This is a genomic window from Mesorhizobium sp. B2-4-17 (assembly GCF_006441275.1).
Taxonomy (GTDB): domain Bacteria; phylum Pseudomonadota; class Alphaproteobacteria; order Rhizobiales; family Rhizobiaceae; genus Mesorhizobium.
This window is the reverse complement of record NZ_VFUX01000004.1, coordinates 186,011-209,382: the sequence shown is the minus strand read 5'-3', so window position 1 is coordinate 209,382 and position 23,372 is coordinate 186,011. Positions and strand designations below refer to the sequence as shown.

General features: G+C 62.6%; 21 protein-coding genes, 1 tRNA gene and 1 pseudogene. 13 read left to right on the top strand and 10 right to left on the bottom strand.

What is annotated here, in order from left to right; genetic code table 11:
• Nucleotides 1-154: 154 nt before the first annotated feature.
• Both FJ548_RS05570 and mscL read right to left on the bottom strand, forming a co-directional pair.
• Nucleotides 155-1,321, bottom strand: coding sequence for a pyridoxal phosphate-dependent aminotransferase (locus tag FJ548_RS05570; RefSeq protein WP_140777227.1), 1,167 nt, complete (start codon nt 1,319-1,321; stop codon nt 155-157).
• A gap of 105 nt (nt 1,322-1,426) precedes the next feature.
• A complete protein-coding gene (gene mscL / locus FJ548_RS05565; protein WP_140613288.1) occupies nt 1,427-1,849 on the bottom strand; it encodes a large conductance mechanosensitive channel protein MscL in 423 nt (140 codons plus the stop codon).
• 242 nt (nt 1,850-2,091) lie between these two features.
• Between mscL and FJ548_RS05560 the strand changes: the two genes are divergently transcribed.
• Nucleotides 2,092-5,577, top strand: a complete 3,486-nt coding sequence (locus tag FJ548_RS05560; RefSeq protein ID WP_181168719.1) for a PAS domain-containing hybrid sensor histidine kinase/response regulator — start codon at nt 2,092-2,094, stop codon at nt 5,575-5,577.
• A 38-nt stretch (nt 5,578-5,615) separates the two neighbouring features.
• Here FJ548_RS05560 and FJ548_RS05555 read toward each other — a convergent pair whose 3' ends face one another.
• Both FJ548_RS05555 and FJ548_RS05550 read right to left on the bottom strand, forming a co-directional pair.
• A complete protein-coding gene (locus tag FJ548_RS05555) occupies nt 5,616-6,275 on the bottom strand; it encodes a response regulator transcription factor (RefSeq protein WP_140691609.1) in 660 nt (219 codons plus the stop codon).
• 126 nt (nt 6,276-6,401) lie between these two features.
• Nucleotides 6,402-6,836: a hypothetical protein gene (locus tag FJ548_RS05550; protein WP_140777223.1), complete on the bottom strand. Its 435-nt coding sequence runs from the start codon at nt 6,834-6,836 to the stop codon at nt 6,402-6,404.
• Nucleotides 6,837-6,944: 108 nt separating this feature from the next.
• On the opposite strand from FJ548_RS05550, the gene FJ548_RS05545 reads away from it, so the two are divergent.
• A complete protein-coding gene (locus FJ548_RS05545) occupies nt 6,945-7,295 on the top strand; it encodes a DUF952 domain-containing protein (RefSeq protein WP_140777221.1) in 351 nt (116 codons plus the stop codon).
• Nucleotides 7,292-8,371: a quinone-dependent dihydroorotate dehydrogenase gene (locus tag FJ548_RS05540; RefSeq protein ID WP_140777219.1), complete on the top strand. Its 1,080-nt coding sequence runs from the start codon at nt 7,292-7,294 to the stop codon at nt 8,369-8,371. The genes FJ548_RS05545 and FJ548_RS05540 overlap by 4 nt, the downstream gene beginning before the upstream one ends.
• Here FJ548_RS05540 and FJ548_RS05535 read toward each other — a convergent pair.
• Nucleotides 8,364-9,704: an MATE family efflux transporter gene (locus FJ548_RS05535; RefSeq protein WP_140777217.1), complete on the bottom strand. Its 1,341-nt coding sequence runs from the start codon at nt 9,702-9,704 to the stop codon at nt 8,364-8,366. The two genes, FJ548_RS05540 and FJ548_RS05535, sit on opposite strands and share 8 nt — an antisense overlap.
• Nucleotides 9,705-9,836: 132 nt before the next feature.
• Here FJ548_RS05535 and FJ548_RS05530 point away from each other — a divergent pair, with 132 nt between their 5' ends.
• The gene (locus tag FJ548_RS05530; RefSeq protein ID WP_140691541.1) at nt 9,837-10,739 is read left to right on the top strand and encodes a histone deacetylase; all 903 of its coding nucleotides are present in this window, start codon (nt 9,837-9,839) and stop codon (nt 10,737-10,739) included.
• Nucleotides 10,740-10,748: 9 nt separating this feature from the next.
• On the opposite strand, the gene FJ548_RS05525 is transcribed toward FJ548_RS05530, so the two are convergent.
• Nucleotides 10,749-11,012: a DUF6460 domain-containing protein gene (locus FJ548_RS05525; RefSeq protein WP_140765412.1), complete on the bottom strand. Its 264-nt coding sequence runs from the start codon at nt 11,010-11,012 to the stop codon at nt 10,749-10,751.
• 502 nt (nt 11,013-11,514) lie between these two features.
• Between FJ548_RS05525 and FJ548_RS05520 the strand changes: the two genes are divergently transcribed.
• From FJ548_RS05520 to FJ548_RS05485, 8 genes are all read left to right on the top strand, one after another.
• Nucleotides 11,515-12,132, top strand: coding sequence for an outer membrane protein (locus tag FJ548_RS05520; RefSeq protein WP_140777215.1), 618 nt, complete (start codon nt 11,515-11,517; stop codon nt 12,130-12,132).
• A 188-nt stretch (nt 12,133-12,320) separates the two neighbouring features.
• Nucleotides 12,321-12,701: a hypothetical protein gene (locus tag FJ548_RS05515; protein WP_246678565.1), complete on the top strand. Its 381-nt coding sequence runs from the start codon at nt 12,321-12,323 to the stop codon at nt 12,699-12,701.
• A 46-nt stretch (nt 12,702-12,747) separates the two neighbouring features.
• Entirely contained in the window at nt 12,748-13,422 is a 675-nt protein-coding gene (locus tag FJ548_RS05510) for a response regulator transcription factor (RefSeq protein WP_140691530.1), read from the top strand.
• Nucleotides 13,419-14,849 carry a HAMP domain-containing sensor histidine kinase gene (locus tag FJ548_RS05505; protein WP_140613299.1) on the top strand — a complete coding sequence of 477 codons (1,431 nt, stop codon included), beginning with the start codon at nt 13,419-13,421 and terminating at the stop codon, nt 14,847-14,849. Before FJ548_RS05510 ends, FJ548_RS05505 begins: the two co-directional genes overlap by 4 nt.
• 110 nt (nt 14,850-14,959) lie before the next feature.
• The gene (locus FJ548_RS05500; RefSeq protein ID WP_210241978.1) at nt 14,960-15,985 is read left to right on the top strand and encodes a glycosyltransferase family 2 protein; all 1,026 of its coding nucleotides are present in this window, start codon (nt 14,960-14,962) and stop codon (nt 15,983-15,985) included.
• A 32-nt stretch (nt 15,986-16,017) separates the two neighbouring features.
• Nucleotides 16,018-16,473, top strand: coding sequence for a GtrA family protein (locus tag FJ548_RS05495; RefSeq protein ID WP_140691527.1), 456 nt, complete (start codon nt 16,018-16,020; stop codon nt 16,471-16,473).
• Nucleotides 16,470-17,963, top strand: a complete 1,494-nt coding sequence (locus tag FJ548_RS05490; RefSeq protein ID WP_140691524.1) for a hypothetical protein — start codon at nt 16,470-16,472, stop codon at nt 17,961-17,963. Before FJ548_RS05495 ends, FJ548_RS05490 begins: the two co-directional genes overlap by 4 nt.
• A 196-nt stretch (nt 17,964-18,159) precedes the next feature.
• Nucleotides 18,160-18,233, top strand: a tRNA-Gly gene (locus FJ548_RS05485).
• Nucleotides 18,234-18,305: 72 nt separating this feature from the next.
• On the opposite strand, the pseudogene FJ548_RS30805 reads toward FJ548_RS05485, so the two are convergent.
• Nucleotides 18,306-19,092, bottom strand: a pseudogene (locus FJ548_RS30805) (tyrosine-type recombinase/integrase); the annotation flags it as partial.
• A gap of 116 nt (nt 19,093-19,208) precedes the next feature.
• On the opposite strand from FJ548_RS30805, the gene FJ548_RS30295 reads away from it, so the two are divergent.
• Complete coding sequence (locus tag FJ548_RS30295; RefSeq protein WP_140777213.1) at nt 19,209-19,664, top strand: hypothetical protein; 456 nt, start codon at nt 19,209-19,211, stop codon at nt 19,662-19,664.
• Between the two features lie 90 nt (nt 19,665-19,754).
• Here the strand turns inward: FJ548_RS30295 and FJ548_RS05470 are convergent, their stop codons facing one another.
• From FJ548_RS05470 to FJ548_RS05460, 3 genes are all read right to left on the bottom strand, one after another.
• The gene (locus FJ548_RS05470) at nt 19,755-20,717 is read right to left on the bottom strand and encodes an aldo/keto reductase (RefSeq protein WP_140691518.1); all 963 of its coding nucleotides are present in this window, start codon (nt 20,715-20,717) and stop codon (nt 19,755-19,757) included.
• Between the two features lie 99 nt (nt 20,718-20,816).
• On the bottom strand, nt 20,817-21,863 hold the full coding sequence (locus FJ548_RS05465) for an ABC transporter permease (RefSeq protein ID WP_140691515.1): 1,047 nt from the start codon (nt 21,861-21,863) through the stop codon (nt 20,817-20,819).
• Nucleotides 21,860-23,359: a sugar ABC transporter ATP-binding protein gene (locus tag FJ548_RS05460; RefSeq protein ID WP_181168717.1), complete on the bottom strand. Its 1,500-nt coding sequence runs from the start codon at nt 23,357-23,359 to the stop codon at nt 21,860-21,862. The genes FJ548_RS05465 and FJ548_RS05460 overlap by 4 nt, the downstream gene beginning before the upstream one ends.
• Nucleotides 23,360-23,372: the final 13 nt, after the last annotated feature.

The following is a 23,372-nucleotide window of genomic DNA, read 5'->3' as shown; positions in this document are numbered from 1 at the left end:
TCTGCAAAATCTGGAAAAAAGAGCCCGAACGGTTCAGACTCGACCCGGTCCATCAAATGCCGGGACTAAACACCTAGGATCCATGCCGGGACATCAACTGGAGAATGTCACGGTCCAAGCTGCTGGCGCACGCTGACCGGCCATCCCAACCGACTCAGCCTATTTTCATCCATTTCGCCAGCCGGTGCGCCGCTTCCTCGACCTGGTCGAGGCGGCGGTGGAAGCATAGGCGCAGGAACGCTTCCCCGCCGGGACCGAAAGCCGTGCCAGGCGCCAGGCCGACATTGGCCTTGTCGACGATTTCGAAAGCCGCACTGCGCGAATCCGTGATGCCGTCGACCGTGAAGAACAGGTAGAAAGCGCCTTGCGGCACGGTAAACCGGGCTCGGCCGGTAACGCCGAGGATGCCGCAGACCAGATCGCGCGCCTTCCTCGCCCGCTCGACCTGTTCGGCAACGAAATCATCGCCCTCGTCGAGCGCGGCGATCGCGCCGCGCTGCATGAACTGGGCAACGCCCGAGTTCGAATACTGGATCAGGTTCTCGAACACTTGCTGCAGGCTCGGATGCGTCTTGATCCAGCCGACGCGCCAGCCGGTCATCGCCCAATTCTTGGAGAAGGAATTGACGAACAGGATGCGGTCCTCCGCCGTCGCGATGTCGAGGAAGGACGGCGCGCGGCCGCGGCCGTAGTGGAACAGTGAATAGATCTCGTCGGCGATGATCCACACGTTCTTCGCACGGGCAAGATCGAGGATCGCCCGCAAGGTCTCGCGATCGGCGGTCCAGCCGGTCGGGTTCGACGGCGTGTTGATGAAAAGCGCCTTGGTGCGCGGCGTGATCGCCGCCGCCACCTTCTCGACGTCGCAGGACCAGCCATTGCCGGAATGATCGAGTGTCACCGGCACCGGCACAGCGCCCGATATCGCCGCCGCGGCGTCGAAATTCGGCCAGGCCGGCGACAGATAGATCACCTCGTCGCCGGCGCCGGCGAGTGCCGCGAGCGCCAGCTGGATGGCATGCATGCCGGAGCCGGTGACGATGAATTGCTCCTCGGGGAACGTCTTGGCGAAATGCCTGGCGTAGTAGCGGGCAAGCGCTTGCCTGAGATCGGGAATGCCCCTTTGCCAGGTGTAGAATGTCTCGCCGCCGGCCAGTGCCTTCGACGCGGCATCGGTGATGAAGGCCGGCGTTGCCAGGTCGCCCTCACCGGCCCAAAGCGGAATCAGGCCGTCGCGCAGCCGGCCGTAGTTGACGACGGCGACAATGCCGCTTTCCGGCGCCGCACGGGCTTCGGCGCGCAAGGTCTCGACCAGGCTCATAACAGGTCCGCTCTCTCTCCGGGTTTGCCGCTCTTTACCAGATGCGAAAACAGAAAACCCCGGCCGCGAGCGACCGGGGTTTTGGTCCAGAACGAACTGACCCGTTTATCGCCTTGCGAGCAGGTCTCGGATTTCGATCAGAAGCTGCACATCGGCGGGTGGAGGCGCTGCCGCGGGCGCGGGCTTCTCGGCCTCAAGCCGCCTGCGCAGATTGTTCACCGCCTTGACCATCAGGAAGATGATGAAGGCGAGGATGATGAAGTTCAGCACCACCGTAATGAAGCTGCCATACGCAAAAACGGCGCCCTGCTTTTTGGCGTCCGCCAGTGAGGTGGCGTTGACGGCCGAGGAAAGCCCGATGAAATAGTTGTTGAAGTCCAGTCCGCCGAAAATCGCTCCGACGATCGGCATGATGATGTCGTTGACGAGAGAATCGACGATCTTGCCAAAGGCCGCGCCGATGATGACGCCGACGGCCAAGTCCATCACGTTACCCTTGGAGATGAATTCCTGGAATTCTTTCAGCATGCGACCCTCCTTGTCATGACCGGCCGCGCTGCCGCCTCACCAATGTCCTTCGGCCCCGGCCCGAGCTCACAATAACAAAAACCCCCGGTTGCAAAACCGGAAAAAGGGTGAAAGCACCGCTTTGTTTTTACCCAACGTCGTCAGACACCGATGCGCCGAAAGCCGCGATGGACTCGGCTTCCAAGCTGTGGTTGCGTGCAGGAGGGCCGGGCGTCAAACCGGCCAGGGAGGAATTGCGAGCCGTGCAGGGCTTGTTCATCGTCATCATCGCGATTGCCTATGTGACGCTGCTGTTTGCCATCGCCAGCCTGGGCGACCGACGCTCGGCCATCTCCGGGCCGGGGCGGGCGCGGCCTTTCATCTACGCGCTCAGCCTCGCCATCTACTGCACATCCTGGACCTTCTTCGGCTCGGTCGGCCTCTCCTCCGAGCGCGGCCTCGAATTCCTCGGCATCTATACGGGGCCGGTGCTGGTGTTCGTGTTCGGCTTCCCGTTGCTCAACCGCATCGTGCGCCTGGCCAAAACCGAGAAGATCACCTCGATCGCCGACTTCCTCGGCGCGCGCTACGGCAAGAGTTTTGCCGTTGCTGCGATCGCCACGCTGATCGCCACCATAGGCGCGGTGCCGTACATCGCCCTGCAGCTGAAGGCGATCTCCGGCACGGTCAGCCTGATGGTCGAGCACTATACGGGCTCGCCGCCCTCCTTCGATCCGTTCGTCAGCGACATCTCGCTGGTCGTCGCCATGCTCCTGGCGCTGTTTGCGGTGCTGTTCGGCACCCGCCATGCCGACGCCACGGAACACCAGGACGGGCTGGTGCTGGCGGTGGCGGTCGAAACCGTGGTCAAGCTCGCCGCCTTCCTGGCGATCGGCCTCATGGTCACCTTCCTGATCTTCGGCGGCCCGGGCGACATGTTCGCAAAGCTCGCTGAGAACGCACATGTCCGCCAGGCCATGGGCTACAACACCTCGCTCGCCACCTGGCTGGTGCTGACGGGGCTGAGCGGCTTCGCCATCATTCTCTTGCCACGGCAGTTCTACGTCACCATTGTCGAGAACCGCGGTGAGGCCGAATTGCGCACCGCGACCTGGGTGTTTCCGCTCTACCTCGTGGCGATCAACCTGTTCGTGCTGCCGATCGCCTTCGCCGGCCTGTCGCTGGTCGGCACCGGCACCAGCAGCGATCTCTACGTGCTGTCGCTGCCCCTGTTCATGGGCCATGACGTACTCGCCATGGCGGCCTTTATCGGCGGGCTGTCGGCGGCAACCGCCATGGTGATCGTCGAAAGCGTGGCGCTGTCGATCATGATCTCCAACGACCTCGTCATTCCCCTGTTCGTGCGCCGCCTGCTCAAGAGCTCGACCTCGGAGAACGAAGACTGGTCGACGCTGATCCTCAACGTGCGGCGCGGGGCGATCTTCATCCTCCTGTTCATCGCCTTCCTCTACTACCGCGAGAGCACCAACAGCGCGCGCCTGTCGTCGATCGGCCTGATGTCGTTCGCGGCCATCGCGCAATTCGCGCCGGCGTTGATCGGCGGTCTGATCTGGCGCGGCGCCAATGGCCGGGGCGCGGCGCTCGGCATGGTCGCCGGCATCCTCGTCTGGGGTTATACGCTGCTTTTGCCTTCGTTCGCCGCGCCCGATGCCGACATTATCATGCATGGGTTGTTCGGCTTCGATGCGCTGCGGCCACAGGCCCTGTTCGGCACCATCGCTGAGCCGCTGAACCATGGAGTCTTGTGGAGCCTGTCGATCAACGCGCTGTTCTTCGTGCTCGGCTCGCTGTCACGGGCGTCGGTGCCGCTGGAGCGCATCCAGGCCTCCATCTTCGTGCCGAGGGATGCCGGCCCGATGCCCAGCCTGCGCCGCTTCCGCACCGCCATAACCGTCAACGACCTCAAGGACACGATCGCGCGCTATCTCGGCGTCGAGCGCACCGAGCGCTCCTTCCAGTCGTTCGAGAAGAACACCGGCACCTCGCTGCACGGCAAGGAGCAAGCGAGCATGGACGTCATCCGCTTTTCGGAGCAGCTTTTGGCCAGTGCCGTCGGCTCCTCCTCGGCGCGGCTGATCCTGTCGCTGCTCTTCCGCCGCCACGATCGCGAATCCCGCGATGCCTTCCGCCTGCTCGACGACGCGACCGAAGCGCTGCAGCACAACCGCGACCTGTTGCAGATCGCGCTCGACCAGATGGAACAAGGCATCACCGTCTTCGACCGGGATTTCCGGCTCATCTGCTGGAATCGCCAGTACCGGGCGCTGTTCGACCTGCCCGACGAGATGGGGCAGGTCGGCGTCTCGCTCGACCAGATCCTGCGCCATTTGGCCGAGCGCGGCGATATTCCCGCCGACCAGCGTGTGACGATGCTCAACCGGCTGACCAGTTTCGTCAGCCCCTGGCAGATGGAGCTGAAGACCAGCGGCCGCATCTTGGAACTGCGGTCCAACCCGATGCCGGATGGCGGCATCGTCGCCACCTATGCCGACATTTCCGGACGCGTCGAGCAAGACCTGGCGCTGAAGCGCGCCAATGAATCGCTGGAACAGCGGGTGAAGACCCGCACCATCGAACTGACCCGCGTCAACGAGGAACTGGCGCAGGCGCAGATGCTGGCCGAGGAGGCCAATCTCGGCAAGACGCGCTTCCTCGCCGCCGCCGGTCACGACATTCTGCAGCCGCTGAACGCCGCCCGGCTCTATTGTTCATCGCTGATCGAGAAGGCCGGCAAGGGGCCGGCCGGCAAGGCTGCGGTCAACATCGAATCCTCGCTGGAATCGGTCGAGACCATCTTGGGCGCGGTGCTCGACATCTCGCGTCTCGATGCCGGCGCGATGAAGCCTGATGACACTGCCTTCAGCCTCGACGGATTGCTGCGCCAGATCGGCAATGATTTTCGGCCAATGGCGGCCGAGAAAAAGCTCGGGCTGACGATCATGCCGTCGTCTCTGACGGTGATGACCGATCGCAACCTGTTGCGCCGCCTGATCCAGAATCTCGTCTCCAATGCGATAAAGTACACGCGCCACGGCCGCATCCTGGTCGGCGTGCGGCGGCGCGGCGAACTGGCCGAGATCCAGGTGATCGACACCGGCATCGGCATCGCCGGCGACAAGCTGAACACTGTCTTCCATGAGTTCACGCGGTTGGACGAAGGGGCGCGCGAAGCCGAAGGCCTTGGCCTCGGCCTCTCCATTGTCGACCGCATCGCCCGGGTGCTCAGGCTCGAAATCCGCATTTTCTCCAACCCGGGCAAAGGCACGCGTTTTTCCGTCATCCTGCCGGTGGCGGCTTTGGCGGCGCCCAGGCGGGAGACCGAGAAAGTACCAGCGCGCACGGCGTCCTCGCTTGCCGGGCTCGCAGTGCTTTGCATCGACAACGACGCGCGTATCCTCGACGGCATGCGGTTGCTGCTCGAAGGCTGGGGGTGCAGCGTCGATACCGCCTCCGGGTCTGGGGATCTCCTGCGGCTTGGCGCGCGCAGGCCCGACATCGTGCTTGCCGACTATCATCTGGACGGTGCGACCGGGCTCGACGCGATCAGGACCCTGCGCGCGGCTTACGGCCAGGATCTGGCGTGCGTGCTGGTCACCGCCGACCGTTCCAACGAGGTGCGCGCCGCGGCAAGCGAGCTCGACGTGCCGGTGATCAACAAGCCGCTGAAGCCGGCGGTGCTGCGCTCGATGATGGCCAGGGTCAGGCCGCTGGCACCGGCTGCCGAATAAGGCATCATCGCGTCTCTTGATGCGACGACAAGAGCGGATCAGCCGCTCGTCTGCAGCGGGTCGCTGCCGATCTTGGACAGGAGGATCACCGCTTGGGTGCGGCTGTCGACACCGAGCTTCTGCAGGATGGCCGAGACATGCGCCTTGATGGTGGCCTCGGAGACGCCGAGTTCGTAGGCGATCTGCTTGTTGAGCAGGCCTTCCGCGAGCATCCCAAGCACGCGTGTCTGCTGCGGCGTCAGCGCCTGCAGCCGCTTGATCAGGTCCGATATTTCGGGATCGCGCTCGACGCCGAGATCGACGCCAACCGGCGCGGCGATGTCGCCGGCAAGCACCGTCTGCACAGCGCCGCGGATCTCCTCCATGCTGGCCGACTTCGAGATGAAACCGGACGCGCCAAGATCGAGCGCGCGCCTGATGGTCGCCGGATCGTCATGCGCCGACACCACCACCAACGGTACCCCTGGATGCACGCCGCGCAGCGAAATCAGGCCGGAGAGGCCGCTGGCGCCGGGCATCGAAAGGTCGAGCAGCACCAGATCGACATCTTCATTGGCCACGACCAGCGCCTTGGCGCTTTCGAAATCGCCAGCCTCGTGGATGGCGGCGACATTGCCGATGCCGGCAAGCGCCTCGCGCAGCGCACCGCGAAACAGCGGGTGATCGTCGGCGATGACGAACGTGTAGCCTGACGGCAAATATTCCTCCCCGAATCCCATTGATCATTTCAAGGCTTTTCGGGATCAGTCGGACGATTATGAGGGGCCGCGCGCCGTTTTCAAGCGGCAAAACCAGCGCGCCGCACTTTCTCTTGCCTTTGGCGCTCAGGTCTTCTGCGAGTTGGGCTGGACGCCGTCTCCGCTGTCCTTGTCCATATCCTTGACGATCCCCATGAAGCCCTTCAGGAAGCGCTCCATATAGCTCATCGTCTTGTTGAAATCTTCCTCGCTCGGCAATTTCGATTCGAGACGGGCGGAGAGCGAATTCTCCAGCTTGGTGACGCGCTCGTCCATTGCCTTCATCGATGTTTTCAGGCGGTCGACCTCGTCTTGGAAAGCGGCGCGTTCATCGGCCGCCATCTTGCAGACCAGCTGGTCGGAGCGCTCCTCGCAGAGCGACATCGCACCGGTCTGCGTATCCATGCGGACATAGCCGTTGTCAGACTTCTCCAGCCGGTAGCGGTCGGTTTCTTCCGAATAAGCTGAGGCCGCGACCAGTGAAGCGAGCGCGGCGGGGATCAAGATGTGCTGCAGACGCATGTTGTCCTCCATGGCCAAAGCCTGAAATATCGCATGTTTGCGCCGGAAATGGGGAAGACCCCTTGGCGTGGCCTTCCCCGCATGACTGGTTCGGACTATAGCGCAACCATGTCACAGATTATCTACAAGATAACTCCGGAAGCGCCCTGGCGCGAGGCCGAAGCCAATGGCCGCTTCACCGGAGCGCCGATCGACATCGCGGACGGCTTCATCCACTTTTCGACGGCAGCGCAAGCCAGGGAAACGGTGGCCAAGCATTTCTCGGGCCAGACCGACCTTCTGCTGGTCGCCATCGACGGCTCCAGCCTGGGCGACGCGCTGAAATACGAGGTGTCGCGCGGCGGCGCCCTGTTTCCGCATCTCTATGGCGTGCTGGAGCTGAGCGCCGTGCTTTGGGTCAAGCCGCTGCCGCTTGGTGCCGACGGCACCCACCAGTTCCCGGTGCTGGAGGGGCAATGAGCGTGCTCGACCGGCTTGGCCAGAAGCTGCTGTTCACATTCGATCCGGAAACCGCGCATGGCTTGTCGATCGCGGCGCTGCGCTGCGGCCTGCCGGTCGCCGGGCGGCCTGCGCGCGACGAGCGGCTGACGGTCAGGCTTTGCGGCCTCGATTTCCCGAACCCGCTCGGTATGGCCGCCGGCTACGACAAGAACGCCGAGGTGCCCGACGCGCTGCTTGGGCTCGGCTTCGGCTTCGCCGAGGTCGGCACGGTCACGCCTTTGCCGCAGGCCGGCAACCCGAAGCCGCGCATCTTCCGGCTGACGGCGGATGAAGCCGTGATCAATCGGCTGGGCTTCAACAATGAAGGCCATGCGGCGGCCGAGAAGCGCCTTGCCGCGCGCAAGGGGCGCCCTGGCATCGTCGGCGTCAACATCGGCGCCAACAAGGACAATAGCGACCGTATCGGCGACTATGAGCGCGGCGTTTCCCGCTTCGCTGCCTATGCCAGCTATCTCACGGTCAACATCTCGTCGCCGAACACGCCGGGCCTGCGCAACATGCAGGCGCGCGAGCAACTGGGCGAGTTGCTGTCCCGGGTCATGGCCGCGCGTGCCGCGGCATCCGCGCAGCCACCCGTTTTCCTGAAAATCGCGCCGGATCTGATCGAGGCCGAACTGGAGGATATCGCCGCCGAAGTCGCCGGGAATCGGGTCGACGGCGTCATCGTCTCCAACACCACCATTTCGCGGCCACCCCTGCGCAGCGGCGACACTGCACGCGAGACCGGTGGGCTTTCGGGCAGGCCATTGTTCGATCGATCGACCATCGCGCTGGCAAAAATGCGCAAATTGCTCGGGCCGGACATGGCCATTATCGGCGTTGGCGGCATCGATTCCGCCGATACGGCACTGGAAAAAATCCGCGCAGGGGCCGATCTCGTCCAGCTCTACACCGGCATGATCTATGCCGGACCGGCGCTGCCGGGCCGGATCGTCGCCGGGATGGCGCGATTTGCCGAGACCGAGCGGCTGAAGTCCATTCGCGACTTGCGCGACAGCCATCTCGATCAATGGGCATCGAAGCCGCTCAGCTGAAGGCCGTCCGCACCCGTAGCCGCAGAATTGTCAGCAGGCTGAAGCCGCGCGCCAGCAGAAACACGTGCAATGCCGCCCAAAGGCCGTGATTGCCGAAGGCAGGCCCCAGCGTGAGCAGCGCGACGGCAAAAACGAGGAACGACAGCAGCATCATATTGCGCATGTCGCGTGACCAGGTCGCGCCGATGAAAACGCCGTCCATCTGGAACGCCAGCACACCGCTCAGAGCGGTGAACGCCGCCCAAGGCAGATAGATGTCGGCCACGGCGCGGACCTCCTGCGACGTCGTGACGATGGCGACCAGCTTGGTGCCGGCCAGGAGCAGCACCAGCGTCGCGGCACCGGCCAACCCAAGGCCCCAGAGCAAGGTCAGCCGCACCGCCTGCCGGAAGGGCCGTTCGGCACGCGCGCCGACGGCTCGGCCGGCGAGCTGTTCGGCGGCGGTGGCGAAGCCGTCGAGGAAATAGCCGGCGACGAGGAAGAAATTCATCAGGACCGCATTGGCGGCGAGCGTCACCGTGCCGAACTGCGCGCCCTGGCGGGTGAACAGCGCAAAAGCCGCAAGCAGAGAGAAGGAGCGGATCATGATGTCGCGGTTGAGCGACAGCATGCGCAGGAAGGCGGCCATGTCGAGCAGCCGATGGCGTGGCAGGGGCGGCGTCGCGCGGAAGCGTCTGACAACGATGGCAAGACCCAGCAGCACGGCCAGGAATTCGCCGGTGACGGTCGCCCAGGCGACACCGGCGACGCCCCAGCCAAGCTCCAGGCCGAGCAGGAAGCAGAGTATGATGTTGATGCCGTTCAGCACCAGTTGCAGCACCAGCCCCAGCCCGCCCTCGCCGCGCCCCAGGACATAGCCGAGGATGGCGTAGTTGATCAGCGAGAAGGGAGCGGCGAGGAGCCTGATCCTGATGTAGATGCCCATCGCCTCGCTGACGCGCGGCCCGGCATCCATGAACCGCTGACCGCCGACGGCGAGCACTGGCGAAAGTGCCGCCAGCACGATACCGGCGACGACCGCGATGAGAACGGCGCGCCAGAACACCGCCTGCTCCTCGAGCGCATCGCCACGCCCGAATGCCTGGGCGACGAGGCCGGTGGTGCCCGAGCGCAGGAAGTTGAAGGAGGTGAAGACGACGTCGAAGACCAGCGCGCCCGCCGCAAGGCCGCCGAGCAAGGCGGCGTCGCCGAACTGGCCGACCACGGCCGTGTCGACCAGGCCGAGCATTGGCGTCGTCAGGTAGGCAAGCGTCATCGGCACCGCGATGGCGAGCACGGAACGGTTGGTGACGACAAAATATCTGGCGTCGGCCGAGGTTGCACCCTTGTCCAAGGGATCACTGCCTTGCTGATTGCTGCTTGATCGGAGAGCCGATGTGCCCCATTTTCCGGCCACCGCGCAATCATTCTTCACGCGACGGCCAACCGAAATCCCGCTCTGGCGCGAAGCCGCCGGTTCCCGTTCATGCCCCTGCAGATCGTCCACCACCCCGACTATGACGCCGGCTTTGCCGTCAATCATCGCTTTCCGATGAGCAAGTACCCCTTGCTGATGGAGGCCTTGCGGACCCGCGGCCTGGTCGGACCCAATGCGCTCAACACTGCGGAACCCGCGCCAGCGTCATGGCTGAAGCTTGCTCACGCGACGGATTATGTCGACCAGGTCATCACCTGCTCTGTCCCGGAGAAGATCGAGCGCGAGATCGGCTTTCCGGTCGGCCCGCGCGTTTCGCTGCGCGCACAGCTTGCCACGGGCGGCACAGCACTTGCGGCGCGGCTTGCCTTGCGCCACGGCATTGCCTGCAACACCGCCGGCGGCAGCCATCACGCACGGCGCGCGCAGGGCGCCGGCTTCTGCACCTTCAACGACGTCGCGGTCGCTTCGCTGATGCTGCTCGCAGAGGGTGCGGCACACAACATATTGGTCGTCGATCTCGACGTGCATCAAGGCGACGGCACGGCGGATATTCTGAGCGACGAGCCGCGCGTGTTCACCTTTTCCATGCATGGTGAGCGCAACTACCCCGCGCGCAAGATCGCTTCCGACCTCGACATCGCACTGCCCGACGGCACGGGCGATGCCGCCTATCTTGAAAGGCTGGCCACGATCCTGCCGGAGCTGTCGGCCAGAGCGCACTGGGACATCGTTTTCTACAACGCCGGCGTCGACGTCCATGCCGAGGACCGGCTTGGCCGGCTGGCACTTTCCAATGACGGACTTCGCGCCCGCGACGAGACCGTCATCAGTCATTTCCGCGCGCGCCGCATTCCGGTCTGCGGGGTGATCGGTGGCGGCTATTCCACGGATGTGCCGGCACTTGCCGCCCGCCACGCCCTCCTGTTCGAGGTCGCGTCGGGCTACGCCTGATCAGGAAAGCTATTTCCGGTAGTTGGCGATCCTGAGCAGGACGAAGGCCGGCACGACGATCGCGGCGCCGAGCATGATGTAGCCAAGGAAACGGTCCATGGCGTGGAAACCCAGATTCCACAGATCGATGAAGAACTTCTGGATGCCATAGAAGACATCCATCGGCGACCAGCCGAAGGCATTCATGACCAGTCCGACGAGAAACGACACCACCAGCAGCTTCAGGATCACCCTGAGCGGCGAGTCGCCGAGAATGCGTGTCAGTGCCGACAAGGCCGTCTCCCGATTGAGATGCCCGGACTCACGGGCACGGCCCAGAGATACGTGCTTGGCGGCCATCCATCAAGCTAGAGCGGTCCGTACGCGGGAAACGTGCCGCGGGAAGCCGTCACCGCTCGAGCATCCGAGCGGCGAACGAGCCGGAACGGTGCGGCCCTTCATCCGGATGATCGAGACTCAGGATTCAGAGGCTCCGCATTTCTTAAACATAGGTAAACAAGATTATTTTAATTTATTGAAAATAAAGCGCAAAATCATCATTTTCGAATGTCGCGCAATGTGCGTGCAATTTTCACCTGCGAGATATCAGGCGTCTTTCAGGTGATGGACCGCGCGGCGCCCTGCCCCCCTACAACAGCCGGCGAAAGCCGGTCCCCAGAACCGCACGACCATCCCTGAAAGACACCAATCGGAGCATGGCCGCCCAACGGGCAGGCTCCCGGGAATTAACCTGCGTATCGATTTGTCGGATGCGCGTCTGTGTTGGAGTAATGCAGTGTCCTCTCGATCAAAGATCGTCCTGACGGCGGGAACCCTCGCCTTGTGCCTTCTCGGACCGGCGATAGCCGCCGACCTCTCGCCTACCTACAACGATCCCCCCGCCTTCCAGTGGAGCGGCGCCTATGTCGGTGTCCATGGCGGTACGGCGTTCACCAAGATGCCCAATCCGTTCGCCGACCGAAACGGCTTCAGCGGCGGCGTTCAGGCCGGCTACAACCAGCAGATGGGCCCCGCCGTTCTCGGCGCCGAGATCGAAGGCTCTTATCTCGGCGGTGCCGAACACAACGTCCAGGGCGGCAAGATCAAGGAGAAATGGCGTGGTGCGGCCAAGGCCAAGGCCGGCCTGAGCTTCGACCAGACGCTGCTGTTCGGAACCGGAGGCGTTGCGCTGACCAAATTCGACAAGGCTGACAATCTGAGCAGCAGCGACGGATGGAAGGTCGGCTATCTCGTCGGCGCCGGTATCGAGCAGGGCTTCGCCGGCGGCCTGTCGGCCAAGGTCGAGTACGACTATGTCCGCACTCCCGGCGTCGAGACGACATCGGCCCTTGGTGCGGCCAAGACCACGATCGGCAGTCATGAGTTGAAGGCCGGCATCAATTATCGGTTCTAGGAGGGTGCACATCGGATCGCGCGAAGCCCGCCGGGCGTCGCGCGATCGCGTGTTTCGATATGCGCCCGAGCCTTTGGACGACGGCTTTTCCGCAATAGACCCCGATCCGGCACTTCGCTGCAATGTCGATGTAATCTTCGCGATCTAGGTCCCGCGCGTGAAATTCACGATGGGAATCTGTTATGTCCATGCATGGAGCCGGCTACTTCCTACGAGCCCTGAAGATAGTGTCCATCGCAATCGCGCTCGCGGGCTGCGCCTCCGACATCATGAAGAACTATGTCGGGCAACCGGTCGAATCGGTCATTCTGGACTATGGTCCGCCAATAGCGGTCGTCGACCTCGGCCAGGGCGAGCGCGCCTATCAATGGCGCAAGGTGTCGACGAACGCGGTTTCCGGGACATCGAGCGGCGAGGTTCGCCACACAAAACACGGAACCGTCTATGAAGAGACCGAAACGCCCGGCTATATCGAGCGCCAGGAATGCTTCTACACATTCTACGCACGCGCTTCGGGCGGCCGCTGGTTCGTCACCAATTTCCGCCAGCCAAAGCTGGAATGCGAATGAATTGCCGCGGCGGATCCCGACCGGCCGTGGGTGAAGGAGAATACGTATGCGCGTCCTGCTGATCGAGGACGAACCGGAAATGGCCTCCGTGCTGAAGACCGCTCTCGAGCGTCTGGATATCATCGTCGACCATGCCGCGACATTGGCCGACGGCGAGGCGGTGGCTCGTCTTGGCTATCACGATGCGGTGGTGCTGGACCGCCGGCTGCCGGATGGCGACGGTCTCGGCCTGATCCCGCGTCTGCGTGCCTTGCACCTGGACGTGCCGGTGATCGCGCTGACGGCGATGAGCGGGCTGGACGACCGCGTCGCCGGGCTCGATGCCGGTGCCGACGATTACATGGTCAAGCCCTTCGCCACGGTGGAACTCGTTGCGCGGCTCCATGCGCTGCACCGGCGCTCGTTCACTTCGCGCGCCAACCAGACGATGGTCGGCCGCCTCATCTATGATTTCCGCCATCGCGAGGCGCTGGTCGAGGATCAGGCCCTGGATCTGCCGCGGCGCGAAAGGCTGGTGCTTGAAACCCTCATTCGCCGGCCGGGCCGAACCATCATGCGCGGCGCGCTCGAAGAGGCCGTCTACGCCCTGGACGACGAGATCGGCTCCAATGCGCTGGACGCGCATATTTCCCAGCTGCGCCGCAAGCTCGACGATGTCGCCGCCGGCATCGAGATCCGGGCGATCCGCAATCTCGGCTATCTCTTGCGGGCGGCCTCGTGAAGAAGGCGCGCGCGCGTTCGCTGCAATGGATCCTGGTCCGCCGGCTGATCCTGCTGCAGGCAGCGACGCTGCTTATCTTCATCGTGCTTTGCGCGGCAGCACTGTGGATCGCCAATCCGCGCCTGCTGATCGACAACGAGGCTGCCGTCGCGGCCGTCAAGGATGCCGTCGACCGGGACAAGAACGGTAGGCTGATCGTGCGTGAAACGGAAGAACTCACAGCGTTTCGCGAGAGTTTTCCAAATGTCTGGTACATCGTTCGCGGCGGCAGCGGCGAAAGCGTCCGCTCCGGCACCATACCGGACGTCTACACCCAGAACTTGGGCGATCTGCTTGGCGAGGCCGACCACGCCACGATCGGATTCTCCGACAAGGACATGCAGCCGGAAGCCTATTTGGAGAACGCTTCGACCAAGGCCGGCACGGTGCAGATCGTCGCCGCGACGCAGTCGTCGCGCCAGCAGACAGACGGCCTCGAAATCAACATCTCGGCCACCGTCGAAGTCGCGCGCAATCCGGATGGCAGCAGGAATTGGGAGCGCGCCCTGCCGGCGCTCGCGGTCGTCATCGCAATCCTGCTGTTGCCCGTCATCCTCGTCATGGGCGCGACGACACTGGTGACGACGCCGACCGTCGTGCGCCGCTCCTTTGCCGGCCTTGTCGACACCGTGCGCCAGGCCGCGCGCATCGATATCGGCACCCGGGCCATGCAACTTCCGGTCAAGCAGGTGCCGCAGGAGATCGCGCCGCTGGTGAACGCCTTCAACGAGGCTTTGGCCCGGCTCGCGCAGGGCTATGACCGGCACAACCGTTTCCTGACCGACGCCGCGCACGAATTGCGCACGCCGATCGCCATCCTGCGCACACGCGCCGAATTGCTGAAGCAGGAACCACAAAGCGTGCGCCTGCTGCATGACATCGAGCGCTTGTCGCACCTTGCTCAGCAACTGCTCGATCATCAATCGCTGGACCGCCCGTCCGACCAGCGCCAGATCGTCGATCTCGACGATCTCGTCAGCCGGGTCGCCGCCGATTTCGCCCCGCTCGCCATCGAGGCCGGCTATGACCTCGCCTTCGAGCCGTCGCCGAACAAGGCGCACGTCGAGGTCAACGTGCTGCAGATCGAGCGGGCGCTCGCCAACCTGGTGCGCAACGCCATCGAGCATGGCGGCGGCCGAGGCACGATCACGATAGCCATCGACGGGACCGGAGGCATCGAAGTGCGCGACGAGGGCCCGGGCATTCCCGACGAAGAACGCGAGAATGTCTTCGAGCCTTTTTATCGCTTGCAGCCGCAGTCGCGTGGGGCGGGGCTGGGACTGAACCTCGCCCGGCAGATCGCGCTGCTGCATGATGGAACGATCCGGATCCTGACGGGCTCATGGCGCGGCGCCCGCATCCGCATGGAGTTACCCGTCCGTTCGTAATGGCAGCCACGGACGGCGCAAGACGCGCAGTGTCGGTGGCCCATGTCGGGCTTATCTGTTTTCTAACCAATTGCCGTTATTGCCATTGCCATAGCGGGAGCCAGGCTTTGGTGGGAACGGGAAAAATCGGCGCGCGCCGCCCAGTCATGCTGTCGGTCGTCGTGCCATGTTACAACGAGCGCGACGGCGTGGCCGAGCTTCACCGGCGCGTCAGCGCCGTGTGTCTTGAGCATAGCCCTTCCTACGAGATCGTCCTTGTCATCGACGGGGCGACCGACGGCACCCGCGAGGCCATTTTCGAACTGGCCGAAAAGGACGACCATGTGGTTGCCATCGACCTGGCCCGCAACTACGGCCACCAGATCGCGCTCAGCGCGGGGCTTGAGTTCTGCCGCGGCCAGCGCATCCTCATTCTCGACGCCGACCTCCAGGATCCGCCTGAACTGCTCGGCGCGATGATGGCGAAGATGGATGAAGGCTTCGACGTCGTCTACGGCCAAAGGGTGAAGCGCGACGGCGAAAGCTGGTTCAAACTGGCTTCCGCCTCCATGTTCTATCGCCTGCTTGGTCGGATGGTCGATGTCGACATCGCACCGGACTCCGGCGACTTCCGGCTGATGAGCCGGCGTGCGCTCGACCATCTGAACGCGATGCCCGAACGTTACAGGTTCATTCGCGGCATGGTGAGTTGGATCGGGCTGAGGCAGGTCGCCTTCCCCTACGAACGGCACCGGCGCTTTGCCGGCACCACCCACTATCCGCTCAAGAAGATGGTTCTTCTGGCGGTCGACGCGATGACCAGCTTTTCGATCCTGCCTTTGCGGTTTGCCTCGCTGCTGGGGATGATGTTCGGCCTGCTCGGCCTCGTCGTGCTTGGCTATACGCTGCTGGAATGGTCCGTCGGCAATGTGCTGCCCGGCTGGACGAGCCTTGCCGCGATCATGCTGATCCTGGGCAGCGTCCAGCTCCTGGTGCTCGGCATCTTCGGCGAGTATCTCGGCCGCATGTACATGGAGACGAAGCGGCGGCCGCTCTACTTCGTCAACGAAATCGTTTCGCGCGACCAGCCGGCCAAGAACAGCGAACTGCCCGTCCACCGCCTGCAGGAGATGGCGAAACGAGCCGCGCGTGGCTGAGGCGAAGGTTCACCGGATGCAACGGGAACGTCATGGGCAGGATGCGGTCGGCTCTTCCGTCTGATCTCTCGCGGATGCTGCGCTTCGGCGCCGTCGGGCTTCTCAACACCGCGCTTGGATATACGCTCATCCTGACCGCGTTGGCGCTGGGGCTCGGCGACATCGTCTCCAATGCCACAGGCTATGCCGCGGGCCTCACCCTTGGCTTCTTCCTCAACCGTCGATGGACGTTCGGACGTGCCGGCGGTTTTCGCTCCGGCGCGGTCGTTCGGTACGCGATCACCTTCATTGTCGCCTATGGCGCCAATCTGGGAATCGTGATCGCCGCCATGTCCGCCGGTTTCATCGAAAACCCGTTCGTCCATCTGGCTGGCAACTGCCTCTACTCGGTCATCTGCTATCTCGGCTCGGCCCGTTTCGTCTTCGTCGCCGATGACCGGGACGCCCTGGCCGGAACGAATGCGACATGGACCGGAACCGCGACATGAACCGGGCCGCCACAATCATCACGGCCACTCCGTCGCTCGGGGACGAGCAACGCATCAGGCTGGTATTCTGTCTTCTCTGCGCCTGTGTCGTGGCCTATGTGCTGGCGGACTTTGCCGGCGCGATCCTGCAGGATCCAGATAATTGGTGGCACGTGAAGGTCGGCCTGGACTTCCTGGCGAGCCTGACGTTTCCGGCCGTCGACCCCTATTCCTATACTTTTGCAGGCCAGCCCTGGATCGCCAAGGAATGGCTGGGGCAGGTTCTTCTGGCCCTTGCCTACAGCGCGGGCGGTTGGAACGGCGTCGTCGCACTGATCATCGCCACGGTCGGCCTGACTGTCTTCCTGATGGGATGGTTCCTCAGCGCATGGCTGAAGCCGATACTGGCGGTAGCGCTGGCCTTCGTCGCGGCCTTCCTGATCGCCCCGATCTACACGGCACGCCCACACGTCTTCACCTTGCCGATCATCGTCGTCTGGGCGGCAATGCTGTTTCGTGCCGCGCAGGAAGAGCGAGCCCCGCCCCTGTGGTTGCTCGTGCTTGTCGTGTTGTGGGCTAACCTGCATGCCACGTTCACCCTGAGCTTCGTCATCGCCGCCTTTGCCGGGCTCGATCTCCTGGCACGCTCGGGCCTGTCGAAACCCGCCCTGCTGGCGAAATGGGCGGCTTTCGGCCTGCTCTGCCCGTTGGTCAGCCTGATGCATCCCTATGGCGTGAAGGCCATCCTGGCCACACTCACCGTGGCCTATGGCAACGAGGCGGTACCACTCATCCTGGAATGGCGGCCGTTCAACGCCCAAGAACAGCTCTTCCAGGAAGCGGTAATGCTGTTGGCGTTTTTCGGACTTCTGGTATCGAGGTTCCGGATCGGCTGGGCCAGGGCGCTGTTCATTATCTTCACCCTGCACGTCTATCTCGCCCATCTGCGATTTGTATATTTGCCCTTCCTGTTAATTCCGTTGGTAATCTCGGCCGAGATCGCACGGCAATATCCTGCGCTCTCGGCCACCACATGGCTGACGGAAAAGCGTGATGGGCTGGAGAAGATCTTCGCCGGCCGGTTCTATGCAATCTGCGGCGCGATGGCTGTCCTGGCGGTCGGCATCGTCTCGGTTCTCGGCAGCACATACCAGGTCGCGCCAAGCCCGACGACAGCGGCGAACGGCGCCCTCGCATTCGCCAGGGATCACCGCCTGTCCGGCAATGTACTGAATTCCTACAATTTCGGCGGCACGCTGATCTTCCACGGCATCAAGACCTACATTGACGGCAGGACGGACCAGCTGTTCCTCAACGGGTTCACGAAAACCGACGAGGCGACGGGGCACAGCGACGGAAAACCCCTGCTCGAGACCCAGCTGAAGAAATACGCCATCGGCTGGGCGCTCCTCACAGCCGACGACACCCGCATCCCCTTCTTCGCGGAGTTGGGCTGGAAGCGCGCCTATGCGGACGACTATGCCGTGATCTACCTGCCTCCCGGCGCCTGATTTTACCGCGCCCGCGCGAACCTGTCGGGCGCGACGCTCGCCATTTCGAAATACCGGCCAAGCTTTGCCGCCAGCAACAAGGTCGCGAAGATAAAATAGGAATCGCAGGCCAGCGCCGACGAAACATGGGAGCATGCGTTTTGACGGCAGCTTTGCGATTGCCCGAAGGCCGAACCTCATGGTAACGAGGGCACGCGCGGGTATGATGTAATGGTAGCTTGTCAGCTTCCCAAGCTGAACGCGCGGGTTCGATTCCCGCTACCCGCTCCACCTTGCGCACAAAGATTTGAGCCTCTTGTCTGTCCGTGATCGAGGTGGCGGTTTTACAGGTAGTTTTACAGCCTATGTTCTCGATCTGGCCTCATTGAGCCTGCGGATCTTCTCCTTGAGCGCAGCGCCATGGCCAATGTAGCGACGAATGATCCGCTCAACGGTGTTCTCCTCCCATGCCATGATCTCGGCGATCTCGCGCGCGGTGAGACCGGCAAGGTAGAACTTTGTTGCGGCAGTGCCGCGCAAATCGTGGAAGTGCAGATTGCCGCCTTTCGGCCAAGCCTCCTCCTTGGCCCTGTCGAACGCGGTGGTGAGACTGCCCGGCGCCCAAGGCTCTTTCTTGCTGTGCGTCAGGATGACGGGAGTGCGCTTCGGTATGCGCGCGAGCACGTCACGGAATGCCTGGTAAAGCGGGATGATCGCCTCGCGGCGGCGGCCGCTCTTGCCGGCGGGGAATCACAATCGCATCCTCGCCGATGTGGGACCAGGACAGGCGCAGGAGATCCCCAGCGCGCAGGCCGGTATGGGCAGCCAGGTCGACGGCGTGCGCAATCTCGACCGAGCAGGTCTTCTTCAGATGCGCAATGTCGCCATCCGTCCAGATGATCTCGGAGCGATCATTGTCCGAATGGTTGTAAATCTGCTTGATCCCCTCGCATGGGTTGGAAGCGATCTTACCCAGCGGATCGACAGCGTAGGAGAGCAAGCGGGACAATACCTGCATGCCATAGTCCGCCGTCCGCGGCTTCTCGGCATATTTGGCTCGCCATTGCCGAATGATCGGCCTGATCCTCTCAGGCCGATCGAACTGCGCGATCCGCAACTCGCCGAAATGGTCGGCGATGCGGTCTAGCCAGGGTCCGTGATTTGTATGAGCATTTTGCGAGGATCCATGAGGACGACGATCCGCAGTTTGCGGGGCGCCTCCTCGAGTCCGCCTCCCACTGGCCTCATATCGATGATCGCCCTCATATGCCGTTCGAACGTGATGGGAGCGGCAATATCCTCCCTGAATTCGATGACTGGGACGAACTGACCGACGAGGAAAAGCTCGTTCGCGGCAATAGGCTTGCCGCCATTGCGATCCTGGATCGATTGAGGTTCGATCTTGAAACGATGGACGACAAGTCGGCCGATGCTGACCGCATCAGTCGATCCGTCGCCTGCTTGCAGACCTGGCATTGGGATAACGTGCTCCGGGAAGCCCGCCTCAAAGCGGCTTCCTGCTCAAGGCATCAGATCCTTCACGGCACCGTGAACCTGCTCACACGCTCGGCCAAACCGGCGCCGGCGGCCGGATCGTCGCGGAGCCCAACTAGGGTCGGCAGGCTTGCACTATCGCCAATGCCGTTGCGCGCGTTGAAGCTTCGACGCACTTTAGCCGTACTGTCGTCTTCTTCGGGCCGCAAGCGGAACGGCAGCTTCTAGTGTGCGAAGAGCGATAGTGGACCTCAGTCCTTGGGAGCGACCGTCATATCGCGAGCCGCAAGGACGTTTGGACCGAGTTAGTCCACGAAGCTAGCCTGGTTTGTAAATTCGCTCAGCTTCTGGATCATTCACGGAATAGCCTACCTCCCCCAGCTCAGCCCAAGCCTGGTCCGGCACCTTCGCGGTCGCCCAGTCGATGGTCTGAGCGACTCTTTCGGGCTTGGAAACACCTACAACGGTCGAGGTTATCCTCGGGTCATTCAGCGAGAACTGAATTGCCACCGCTCCGGGAGCCACGGCATGCTTTTTGCATACAGCCTCGACCTGACGCACAGGCGTCAGTCTAATTTCGTCAATCTCTTGATATGTAATCCGAGAAACAGCGGAACTTCCCTTTGCCAAAACGCCACCGGCATAAGGAGCCGCATTGAGCACAGCTACTCCTCTTTCGCTGGCAAGGTCAAAGAGGTCACTTGCCGACCTGTTCAAAAGCGTGAAGCGATTATGATTCAGCAGGACATCGAACGGCCAGTCTCTGACCATCGGCAGCATGATATCGAGACGGCCCATTGCCAGCCCGACGGCGGTCGCCAGACCTTCCTCCTTCATTCGAATCAATTCATCGAGCGCCCCGCCTGGCCTCGTGATCTCGTCGAGATCGGCGGAATGCTCAGGGTCGTGAAGGTGCAGTATGTGAACGCGATCGAGACCGAGCGCCAGAAGACTCTCCTCAAGCGACTGTCTGGCGCGACCGGCGTCGAAGCGGCCCGTACCCATGTCCCGGTCTAATTTCGTCGAAAGCACAAATCCCGGAGGTAGGCCTCCGCGCTCTCTGATGACCGATCCAATCCGTTCCTCGCTGCGGCCAAAACCGTAGTTGCGGGACGTGTCCATGAAGTTGACCGGGCCGTCGAAAATCGCTCGGATGGTCGCAAGTGCGGTGGCTTCGTCGACGTTGTAGCCATAAGTGTCCGGCATCCCGCCGAGGGGAGCTGTTCCGAAACAGATCTCCGTAACTTCCAATCCGGTCTGTCCGATTGGATGCCGTTTCATCGCCACCTCCACCCAGGGCTGGCAAAAAGAGCGAACTACGCGGCCCATCAGCGAGCCCGGAATTGACGCCGGCAGAGCCAAGTCAGCCGGAATACTACCTCAGGTTCGAGTCCGCACACCGCTTGAGCGTCGGCTGGCAATCGTCGTCAGCACCGCGGCCACTATGATGACGGCGCCGGTCGATGCTTGCACGTAAAAGGACGGAACCTGCGCCAACGTCAGCAAGTTGTTGATGACGCCGATCAACAGCACACCGCTAATAACTCCGACGATTGTCCCTCGACCGCCGCCAAGGCTTACGCCACCGATTACCGCAGCCGCGAAAGCGGAGAAAATTATCCCCTGCCCTTGGGTTGTCACCGCGGAATCGAGGCGCCCGGTCATCAGAACGCCGGCCAGGCCCGCCAAGAGAGCCGCAAAGACAAACGCCGACCAAATGACCCCGTCCACGTTGATGCCAGCTGCTCTCGCGGCGTCTTCATTGCCGCCGATCGCATATAAGGCACGGCCATAGCGGTGGTAGTGGAAGACAAGGCCGACCATAACCGCGACAACAATGAACATAACCACCGACACAGGAACACCGAACCAGCTCTCGGAACCGAGATAGGTCAGCGCCTTGCCGGGAGAGTAGATCGAACGCCCGTTGGAAACGATCAGCACTCCGCCCCGAAGCAGCACAAGCAGCCCGAGCGTCGAAATGAACGGGTTGAGACCGACCCTGACGACCATGAAACCGTTGAAAAAGCCAATTAGCCCCGCAGTGCCCAGCGCAATGAATAGGCCAGCCCAGCTCGGCAGCTCTAATCCAAGCCCGCCGGCCGCCACAGGCACCAAGGTGACGGCTGCCAACATCGGAGCGAAACCGACAATTCCCTCGAGCGAGAGATCCAGTCGCCCTATCAGAACGACGAAAGTCAGTCCGATCGTCGTCAAACCCAGAACGCTTACCTGGTCGAGGATATTTAGCAGATTGGCCGCCGTGGCGAACCGCGGAGCAATGATGGCGCCAACGATCACCAGTATGAGAAGGACCGGGTACATCGTAAATCCGCCGGCCACGAAAGCGCTTCCGAAAGAAGATAGTCGTGACGGCCCGGAATTTTCCTTCTGTGGCGATGATTTGCTCACGATATCGGTGCTCATACGACACCCTCCATCCGCAGGATTAGATCTTTGACTGTGTATCCACCCACCAGTTCATCGACGACGTGCCCCTCGAACACGATCACGACCCGGTTGGCCAGTTGATCAATTTCGTCTTCCTCGTCCGAGACAACCACCACCCCCAGCCCCTTGCCGGCAAGATCCCGCAACAGCGAGTAGAGCTGTTCCTTGGCGCCCACATCGACACCGCGGGTTGGGCTAAGGGCGACGATGACCTCGGGAGCTCGGCAAAGCGCGCGCGCGAAAACGACCTTCTGCTGATTGCCACCGCTGAGCTGGCTCACCGCTTGCTCCAGAGACGAAGCTATTACGTTCGTCTGTTGGGCAAGGTGCCCGACATGCCTGGCTTCCTTGCCTTTGTTGATAAAACCCAGTTTGCCGGACAGGACGTCAAGGCCGCCGATCGCTACATTCTCACGCACACCCAGGATGCCGACATAGCCGCTGGCATGCCTGTCGGTGGGAACCAGGCCGATGGTAGGCAGCTTTCCACGCGGGCTGATCACCTCACCTTTTTCAGGCCTTTGCTGGCCAGCAAGGACCATTGCGAGGGCTTCCTTCCCGCCACCCACCGGGCCTGCCAAGGCCACGATCTCGCCCGCCCTTATCTCAAAGTCGATATCCTTTTCCGAAAAGCTGTCGAGCCGAATTCCCTTGGCCTGAAGCAGAACAGGGGCTTCATCCGTCACGAAGTCCTGTCGCGTGCTTCGAACCGTCTTTTCGCCCATCATAAGGTCGGCGATGGTTTCCACGTCGAGACGCTCCACGGGCTCGCGTTCCTTTACGACCTTCCCGTCCCTCAAGATCGTCACTGTATCGGCAATCTCGAAAACCTCATCCAGGTGGTGCGAGATATAGACGAACGAGACCCCCTTGGCTTTGAGCGCCCTCACATGCTCGAACAGAATGCGTTTTTCCGCATTGCTCAGCGCCGCGGTTGGCTCGTCCAGGATCATGACGGGCACGCCCCGGCTAAGAGCCTTCATGATCTCGAGCAGCTGTCTCGTCCCGGCGCCCAGCTCCCCTGCAAGCGAGCGGGGTTGGATGTCCATATTCCATTCGCTCAGCAGGTCCGTCGCGCGCTCCAACATCAGCTTGTGGCTCACCACGCCGAAGCCTCTGCGCACGAGAGGATTCTCGACAAAAAGGTTCTCCGCCACAGTGAGCAGGTTGAACAGCTGAGGCGTTTGTTGAACGTGGGCGATCAACTTGCGAATGCTAGGCGCATAGTGTTGGCCGACCGCTTCTACCTCGACCCCTCCAATTCTGATCGATCCAGTATCGGCCGAAACGTATCCGCTCAAGGTGGAAACGAGCGTGCTCTTTCCCGCGCCATTGCGGCCCAACAGGGCGTGAACCTCACCGGGCATGACGGTGAAATTCACGCCGCGAAGAGCCCGGGTCGAGCCAAAGGTCTTGGCGATGTCACGCATCTCGACGATGGGTCGCGCCTTGTCCATGATCTTCGGCTCCACGGCTTGGTTCCTC